Genomic DNA, 10,358 nt, shown 5'->3' on the forward strand with positions numbered 1-10,358 from the left:
GGTAGTGGTAGCGAAAGTTAAAGGATCGCCGTCTGCATCACTTGCTGTAATCGTTCCGCTCACCGCAACATCTTCAGGCGTTGTTACCGCTGGTGCTGTGGCTACTGGTGCACGGTTATCGCGTATGTTCACAGTAGCAGGCGTGGTATTGGCAATAATTGAAGGATTACTTGTCGTAGAAACCATAGTTAATACCACCGTCTCATTTCCTTCATTTAAGTTATCATCTAACACCGGAACCGTAAGGGTAACTGAAGTCGCACCGGCTGGTATGGTAATCGTATTTCCAAGTGCGCTATAATCTACTCCGCTCGTAGCTGTTCCACTAATAGTGTAGGTAATTGTAGTGGCTGTAGCTGAAACATTACTCAAGGTAAATGTGAATTGTCCCGAAGTTCCTGGCTCTGCTCCGTCTGCGGTTGCTGCAACTGTTACGGTCGCTGTGGTCGCATCGAGGATATTGATTGTAGCTGTTGCAGGGTTAATTGTAACTGATGGATTATTTGAACTTAATAATGTAGCTACAACCGACTCGCTTCCTTCTACAATGGTATCAGCTAATGGCGAAATCACAATGTTTGCAGAAACTTGGCCTGCAGGGATGATAACGGTTTTTAAAGTTATCGAACTAAAATCGCTACCCTCTGTCGCATTGCCTGAAAGCGCATAGGTGATTTGTGTATCAGTTGCAGATACCTTACTCAATGATACCGTAAACAAACCATTTATTAATCCGTTTTCATTTGCATCTGTAGACGGAGCTATCGTCGCCACTGATGCATCATTATCAATAATGGTAACCGTTGCATTTGCATTCGCTATGGTTATTAAGCTGTTACTCACATTACTTATCGAAGCGCTGAAAGTTTCATTCCCTTCCACCATGTTATCATCAATAACTGGAACGGTAAAAGTTAATGCCGTACCGGCTGCCGAACCAGCTGGGAATGTTAATGTTCCACTGGTTTGAGTGTAATCTAAACCAGCCGTAGCGGTGCCATTTGATGTGGCATAACTCAGCGAGAAGGAATTCTGAACAGCATTGTTTAATGTTACTACAAAAGTTGCTGTTCCATCACCTTCATTTACTGTTGATACAGCTGAAAGCGTTACTGATGCAGTATTATTGTCAGCGATGTTGATTGTAGCAGCAACATTACTCGTGGTAACCTGAGGGTTATTGGTTGCCACTAATGTAGCAACTACCGTCTCGCTACCTTCTAATAAGGCATCGGCAATAACAGGTATGGTAATGGTTGCTGTAAGCTGACCTGCAGGGATAACTATGGTCTTAACTGTAATTGCATTAAAGTCAGCTCCTTCTGTTGCTGTTCCAGATAACGCATAAGTAATTTGGGTATCAGTGGTAGATGGGTTGTTTAACGAAACCGTAAATATACCATTTACAGGACCGTTTTCAGCGGCATTAGTAGTTGCAGCGATAGTAGCAATAGACGAACCACTATCTGTTATGTTAACAGTTGCTGGCGTGCCGCTTGCAGCAATTTCTGCATTGCTGGTAACAGTATTCATCGTAAGGATGACAGTTTCAGTTCCTTCCACCCAACTGTCATTCAATACCGGTACAGCAATGGTAGCTGTCGTTTGTCCTGCCGGAATCGTAACAGTATTACCTATTGAGGTATAATCCACACCACTTGTTGCAGAACCTGTAACTGTGAAGTTGATGATGGTTGCCGTTGTAGAGACATTACTCAACGTAAAGGTAAACTGACCAGGGGTTGCTGGCTCTGCGCCATCCGCCGTTGCGGCCACGGTTACAATTGCATTGGTATTGTCAAGGATATTTATGGTTGCAGGCGTATTGCTTACCCCAACCAATGCGCTTGATGAAGCCGTCAATGTCGCTATCACGGTCTCTGTTTCTTCTACTATTGCATCCGTTAACACCGGAATGGTAATTGTTGCCGATGTTTGTCCTGCAGAGATCGTTACCGTTTTAGTAATGATGTTACTATAATCTGAACCTTCTGTGGCAGATCCACCTAATGTATATGTTAATTCGGTGTTTGTAGATGATGGATTGCTCACTGTAACTGTAAAAGTACCGCTGGTAGGCCCGCTTTCGTTGCCATCATTACCCGGTGCAATGGTTGCTAGTGCTGTATCGTTATCAATAATGGTTACGGTAGCGCTTCCTGTTCCGATAGACACCAACCCTCCTGTAACATTAGTGATTAATCCAGTGAACGTTTCATTGGTCTCCGCAATATTGTCATCTATAATTGGAACCGTGAAGTTTAAGCTAGCGCCGGCTGCAGAACCTGCAGGGAATGTAAGTGTACCGCTCGTAGCAACAAAATCTAATCCTGCAATAGCTGTACCGTTTGCCGTAGTGTAGTCTACATTAAAGGCATCCTGTACGGCTCCGCTTAAAGTCACTGTAAATGTTGCTGTACCAGCAGCTTCATTCACATTTGCTTGCGTAATAGAAACGCTTGCAGTTACAGTATTGTTATCAATTATACTAATGGTAGCCGGAGCATTATTTACTGTTACCAGGCTGCTATTTGATCCGGTAAGTGACAATACAACCGTTTCATTTCCTTCGATAATTGAATCACCGATTACCGGAATAGTAACTGTTGCCGAGGTTTGTCCAGCTGGAATGGTAATGGTTTTAGCAATAGTGCTATAGTCGGTTCCCTCGGTGGCTGTTCCCGCCAGGTTGAAAGTTAATTGCGTATTTGTTGATGAAGGGTTGCTTAATGTAATTACAAAAGTTCCTGCAATTGGTCCGCTTTCATTTCCGTTAACTCCGGCAGTAACACTTGCAACAGACGAGTCATTATCAGTAATGGTAACCGTTGCAGTAGCCGTTCCAATTGTGACGATTCCTCCGGTAACGTTGTTCAAAGTTGCTGTAAAGTTTTCAGCACCTTCTACTAAATTATCATCGTTGATCGGAACCGTAAAGTTCAAGCTGGTTCCTGCTAAAGAGCCAGCCGGGAAATTTAAAGTACCGGTAGCGGCAGTGTAATCTGCACCCGCAGTAGCCGTTCCATTACTGGTAGAATAGTCTACACTAAATGCGTTTTGTACTGCGGTACTCAACGTAACGGTAAATGTAGCCAGGCCGGCATTTTCATTAATTACCGGAGTTGTAGAAATGCTTACGGTTGCAACATCATCATCCAGAATATTGATGCTAGCCGCAGTTGTGCTTACGCTTACTGCGGGATTATTGGATGTGAGAAGTGTTGCAATTACCGTTTCCGTACCTTCTGCTAAAATATCTCCCAATACAGGAATAGTTATTACGCCCGTAGTTTGTCCGGCAGGAATAGTAATTGTTTTGGTTACCGCCCCGTAATCACTGCTCTCTGTAGCAGTACCTGCCAAGCTAAATGTTAGTATGGTCGCTGTTGAAGAAGGATTGCTTAATGAAACATTGAACGAGCCTGCAATCAAGCCATTTTCATTACCATTGTTTGCTGGCGTAATTGTTGCAATGGCGGTATCATTGTCTGTTATAGATACAGTAGCCGGACTTACTCCAATTGCTACATCTGCGCCAACCACATTACTTAATCCAACTGTGAAAGTTTCAGTAGGCTCTAGTAAATTATCTTCCAGAACTGGAACCGAAACCGTGAGTACAGTCCCAGCTGGCGAATTGGCCGGGAATGTAAGTGTTCCCGAAGTGGCTGTATAGTCTAGTCCTGCCTGTGCAGTTCCATTAACAGTAGCATAATCTACGGTGAAGCTATTTTGAACAGCAGTATTTAATCGAACTGATAACGTTACAAAACCTATTGACTCTGGCACCGTTGCCTGATTTATCGAGATGCTTACGTTTGCAGAGTTTGCGTCTAAAATAAAGATATTGGCGTTCGTGTTTGAAACGGAGATCGATCCATTATCTGTCGATACAAGACTTGCAACTACCGTTTCATTTGCTTCTGCAACCGCATCAACAATTACTGGAATAGTTATGGTTGCCGAAGTTTGTCCTGCCGGGATAATTACCACTTTAGAAGTTATTGCATTGTAATCAACACCCTCTGTGGCGGTTCCAGTTAAACTATACGTTACTTGTGTATCCGTTGCTGATGGATTGCTTAGCGAGATGGTGAACGTACCATTGATTGGTCCGCTCTCATTGCCATTGCTTCCAGCAGTGATGGTGGCAATCGCTGTATCGTTATCGGTGATATTTACTGTGGCACTTGGTGTTGCAATAGTAACCAAACCACCTTGAATATTACTTAATGTAGCGCCAAATGCCTCTGTTGCTTCAACCAGATCATCATCCAAAATAGATACGGTAAAGGTAAGCTGATCTCCGGCATTTGAATTCGCAGGGAAGGTTAAAGTACCCGATTTTGCAATATAATCTAAACCTGATACGGCGGTGCCGTTCGTTGTGGCATAATCAACTGTGAAAGGGTTTTGTACAGCACTGTTTAAAGTAACTGTAAACGTAACCGTACCTGCACCCTCATTAACTGTTGGCGTTGCCGAAATGCTTACCGATGCAGAATTATTATCTAGGATATCGATACTCGCCGGAGTATTACTTACGGTAATTGCTCCATTGTCAGCGGCAACCAGCGTTATTACAACCTTTTCCGTGCCTTCAACAATGTTATCGGCTATCACTGGGATTACTATTGTAGCACTAGTAGCACCCGCAGGGATAGTAACCGATTTAGGTGTAATGGTGTTGAAATCGCTGCCCTCGCTTGCCGTACCGCTTATCAGGTAGGTAACAGTAGTAGCTGTTGCAGATGGATTACTAAGTGTTACTGTGAATGTACCATTAACTGGTCCATTTTCAGCACCATTTCCTCCTGCTGTGATACTTACTACAGCATTATCATTGTCTGCAATATTTACTGTGGCAGCACTTGTGCTGGCGGTGATTGACGGATTGTTGGTTGCGGCTAACATAGTAACCACTACGGTCTCGGTAGGCTCGATGATGTTATCATCTATTACCTGAATTGGTAGCGTAACGCTCGTCTGACCTGCGGGGATGGTAATGCTTGTACCAATCGAATTATAATCTGTGCCTTGAACTGCGGTACCTGCCACGCTATAATTGATAACGGTATTTGTAGTTGATACCTGACTCAGCATAAAAGTAAACAGACCTTGGTTATTTGGTTCGCTGGCATTTGTCGTTGCAGCAACCGTTACGCTCGCCGTTGTATTATCAACAATAGAGATACTGGCAGGTGCAACACTTGTAGTAATGCTTGGGTTATTTGTGGTACCTAGCATGGCTACAACAGTCTCCGCTCCTTCCACAATGTTATCAGCCAAAGGCAAGATTGTAATGGTGGCCGAAGTGGCTCCAGCCGGTATAGTAACTGTCTTAGTAACAATTGAGCTGTAATCAATACCTTCCGTTGCCGTACCAGATAATGTATAAGTTATTTGGGTAGCTGTTGAAGATGGGTTACTTAAATTTACTGTAAACGTGCCATTTGTAGGTCCATTTTCTGAACCATTTATGCCGGCAACTATGGTGGCAACTGCAGTATCATTATCTGCAATATTTACCGTTGCAGGAGAAACATTCGCAGATATAGCCGGGTTGCTGGTAGCAGGCAACATTGTTAAAATTACCGTTTCGGTAGACTCTACAATATTATCATCCAAAACAGGTACTGATAATGTTATACTGCTCTGGCCTGCCGGTATGGTAACAGTTGTTCCAAGTGCACTGAAATCGACACCACTTGTTGCTGTACCCGTAATGTTAAACGAAACTTGGGTATCTGTAGTTGATAAACTGCTTAGCGAAAATGTAAATAAGCCTGCTGTACCTGGTTCGCTACCGTTAGTTGTAGCGGCTACAGTAACAGTAGCCGTTGTATTGTCTGCAATAGCAATCGTTGCCGGTGTGTTATTAACAGTAACAAGTGGGTTGCTTGAATTGGTTATGGTTGCAACCACAGTCTCAGAACCCTCAATAATAGCATCAACCATTACTGGGATAACAATTATGCCGCTTGTGGCCCCTGCTGCGATCGTAATTGTTTTGCTAACTATGGGCGTATAATCACTTCCTTCTGTCGCGGTGCCAGCTAACGTGTAGGTTATTATTGTTGGCTGTGATGATGGATTGCTTAAATTAACAGTAAACGTACCATTTACCGGGCCATTCTCATCACCTGCGGTGCCAGCTGTAATGGTTGCTACAGCTACATCGTTATCGGCAATGTTTAATGTGATAGGATTTGTATTTGCCGTTACCGCAGGATTATTGGTTGCTGAAACCATGGTCAAGACTACAGTTTCTAATCCTTCCACAATATTATCATCCAACACAGGTACAGATAAGGTTGCTGTGGTTTGCCCTGCAGGAATGGTAATTGAGGTGCCAAGTGCGCTATAGTCTGCACCACTCGTTGCTGTTCCGGATACCGCAAAAGTAATTTGAGTATCTGTGGTAGATGGATTACTTAAGGTAAAAGTAAACAGACCATTGGTGTTTGGTTCTGCTCCATTTGTAGTAGCAGCCAAACTTACGGTAGCCGAGGTGTTGTCTACAATATTAATACTGGCTGAAGTTGGGCTAACTCCTACTAATGCATTACTAGAATTGGTAAGTGTTGCCACAACAGTCTCCGTACCTTCCACTAAATTATCTGCTAAAGTAGGCACATTAATAGTCGCGGTAGTTTCGCCTGCGGGAATTGTTATAGTTTTAGTTGCAATTGCTGTATAATCTGCTCCTTCGCTTGCAGTGCCTGTAAATGCATATGTTAGCGTTGTTGGCTGTGATGATGGATTACTCAAATTAACAGTGAATGTTCCACTCACAGGACCATTTTCGTTACCAGAAATTCCTGCAATAATGGTGGCAGTAGCTGTATCATTATCTATTATAGTCGCTGTTGCAGTGGCATTGCTAATCACAACTACCCCGCTACTGATATTGCTTAATGTAGCCGTAAATGATTCTGCTAATTCTGCGATATTATCATCATTGATCGCTACTGTAAAAGTTTGCTGCGTACCTGCCGCAGATCCTGCCGGGAAAGTTAAAGTACCACTTGTTGCGACATAATCTAACGTTGCTCCTGCCAATGCAGTGCCATTAGCAGTTGAATAGTCAACCGTGAAGGCATCCTGAACTGCATTATTTAACGTCACAGTAAAAGTAATTGTACCCGCACCTTCATTCACACTAGGTACAGTTGCAATACTCACACTTGCTGAATTTGCATCCAGAATGTTAATTGTGGCTGCTGTGTTGCTTGCCGTAATTGATGGGTTATTCGTGCCTGTTAAAGTAGCAATAACCGATTCGCTACTTTCTGAAATTGCATCAGCTAAAACCGGAATTGTGATGGTCTCCGTCGTTTGGCCGGCCAAAATAGTTACTGTTTTCGTAACTATGGTTGTAAAATCACTTCCCTCGGTAGCAGTTCCTGTCAGGGCATAGGTAATTTGTGTATCTGTTGAAGCAGCTTTGCTTAAGTTTACAATAAACGAACCATTTATTGGGCCAGTTTCATTGCCATTCAAACCAGCCGTTATAGTAGCTGTTGCAAAATCATTATCTATAATTGTTGCCGTTGCACTACTTGTGGCGATGCTAATAAGTCCACCAGAAACATTGCTAATGGTGCCATTAAAAGTCTCACTTGGCTCAATTAAGTCATCATCATTAATCGGAACTGTAAAAGTTAACACATCACCTGCGGCAGCATTTGCCGGAAAAGTTAAGGTACCGCTTGTAGAAATGTAATCTAGCAATGTTCCAGATAAGGCTGTGCCGTTAGTGGTAGCATAATCAAATGAGAATGCATTTTGAACAGCTGTACTGAGCGTAACTTTAAATGTAGCCGTGCCTGCCGATTCATTTATGTTTGCTGGCGCGATGGAAACACTTATTGATCCAGTGTTGGCGTCTAAAATATTAATAGATGCAGGCGTAGCACTAGGCGTTACTAACGGATTAGATGATGTTTCTAATTTGGCGATCACAGTTTCTGATCCTTCGACTACTAAATCAGCTAGTGTTGAGATGCTTAGTGTAGCAGAAGTTGCACCAGCCGGAATAGTCACTGTTTTTGTGGTGATTGCGCTGTAATCTACACCTTCAGTTGCTGTACCAGAAAGCGTATAGCTAATGGTTGTGGCCTGAGATGAAGGATTACTTAATGAGATAACGAACGTACCATTTATTGGTCCTGCTTCATTACCTGATGTACCGGCTACGATGGTTGCCGTTGCCAAATCGTTATCTGTAATTGTTACTGTTGCAGGAGTTGTACTAGCCGTAATCGCAACGTTATTGGTTGCTGAAACCATGGTCAAGACTACAGTTTCTAACCCTTCAACAATATTATCATCTAACACGGGTACAGATAAGGTTGCTGTGGTTTGCCCTGCCGGGATGATTATCGTACTTCCAATTGCGGTAAAGTCAGTTCCACTTGAAGCTGACCCTGTTACTGCAAATGTTACTTGAGTATCTGTAGATGATGCATTGCTTAGCGTAAAGGTGAATTGACCTGGAGTAGTAGGCTCTGCACCATTTGCTGTAGCGGCTACGGTAACTGTAGCTGTGGTATTATCAAAAATCTTGATCGTTGCCGGATCGGTACTAGCTGTGATTTGAGGATTGTTAGTTGAAACCAATGAAGCAATAACGGTCTCTGTTGCTTCCACAATGTTGTCGGTAATTACTGGAATAGTTATCGTTCCAGATGTCTGCCCTGCCGAGATTACGATCGTTTTAGTAACTATGTTGCCATAATCGCTTCCTTCGCTGGCGGTTCCACTTAGCGTATAAGTAAGTGTAGTATTTGTTGACGCTGCCTTATCAAGTGTAACAATAAATGTTCCTGAAACCGGACCAGCTTCATTCTCGTTATCACCAGGTGTTATTGTCGCAATCGCAGTATCGTTGTCAGTGATGGTTAATACTGCAGTTGATGTACCAATGGTAACTAATCCACCTGTTACATTATTTATAGTCGCATTAAATGATTCGTTTAATTCGACTAATGCGTCGTCAGTAATCGGCACGGTAAAAGTACGCACATCTCCTGCTTGTGATCCGGCAGGAAAGGTTAATGTTCCAGAGGTAGTCGTATAATCGCTACCGGCTGTGGCACTGCCGTCAGTTGTAGTGTAGCTTACATTGAATGCTGATTGTACGGCATTGCTTAAGGTAACAGTAAAGGTTGCTGTTCCATTTGCTTCGCTAACCGTACTCGGCGTAGCTGCAATGCTTACAGAAGCCGGATCATTATCGGTAATAGTTGCAATACCCTCCGCTTGTGTTATTGTTGCCGGTGAGGTTGCCCCACTCAATATAACTTTAAAGGTTTCTGATGACTCCGTTATTGCATCGTTTATAATTGGAATGGAAATGGTTTGTATCGCACCATTCACTGAACCCGCTGGGAAGGTTATGGTACCAGTTCTGGCAACATAGTCATTCCCTGCAAAAGCAGTATTATCTGCAGTTGCGTAATTTATTGATATCGCATTCTGCGTATTGCCAGATAATGTTACGGTAAACACAATATTACCGTCGCTTTCCAGCGCAGTAACACTATTGATCGCAAGGCTAACTGCATCGTCATCGGTGATCGTTGCAGTTCCTGTAGCGCCAGCTGCTGGTATAGTTACAACAGATCCATTGCTTACACTAACTAAGGTGACTGTAAATTGCTCGGTCAGCTCAGCTATGTTATCATTTATTACTGGAATACTGAAACTTTGCGTAGCACCATTCAGAGAACCGGCAGGGAAAGTTACCGATGATGAGGTAGCCGTATAGTCTGATGGTGATAAAGCTGTTCCGTTGGTGGTATTAAAATTAACTGTAAATGCATCTTGAACGTTGCCAGTTAGGGTCACTGTAAAGTTAGCAGACCCAGCACTTTCAACAAGTGTGATGCTATTTACCGCAACGGTCGCTGCATCATTATCTGCAATTGTTATGGTAACTGGAGCAGTACTCGCAGTTATTGCCGCATTGTTCGTTGCAGCCTGCATTGTGAGAATAACAGTTTCAGTTAATTCTGCAAAATTATCATCTTGGATAATTACAGGCAGTGTTACCGAACTCTGTCCAGCAGGAATTACAATAATTGTCCCTAAACTGCTATAGTCAGCACCTGCAGTCGCTGTGCCGCTAATTGTAAAAGTAATTTGAGTATCAGTAGTAGAGATTTTATCTTGGGTAAACGTAAATAATCCATTGGTTGATGGCTCAGCGCCATTAGTTGTTGCTACTGCGGTTATTGTTGCTACATCATCATCTGCAATGTTTACCGTAGCACTTGCTGGGCTAACCGTAACCGATGGGTTATTGGTAGCGGAATTAAAGGTAAGCACAACGGTCTCCGTGCCTTCAACAACCT

General features: G+C 43.1%; 1 protein-coding gene. It reads right to left on the bottom strand.

Annotated elements, in window-relative coordinates:
• Window positions 1–10,358, bottom strand: a 10,358-nt coding sequence (locus tag OQ268_RS17625) for a Calx-beta domain-containing protein (RefSeq protein ID WP_265858126.1), incomplete at both ends; no start/stop codon positions are given.

The sequence above is a fragment of the Pedobacter sandarakinus genome (genome assembly GCF_026240095.1).
Taxonomy (GTDB): Bacteria; Bacteroidota; Bacteroidia; order Sphingobacteriales; family Sphingobacteriaceae; genus Pedobacter; species Pedobacter sandarakinus.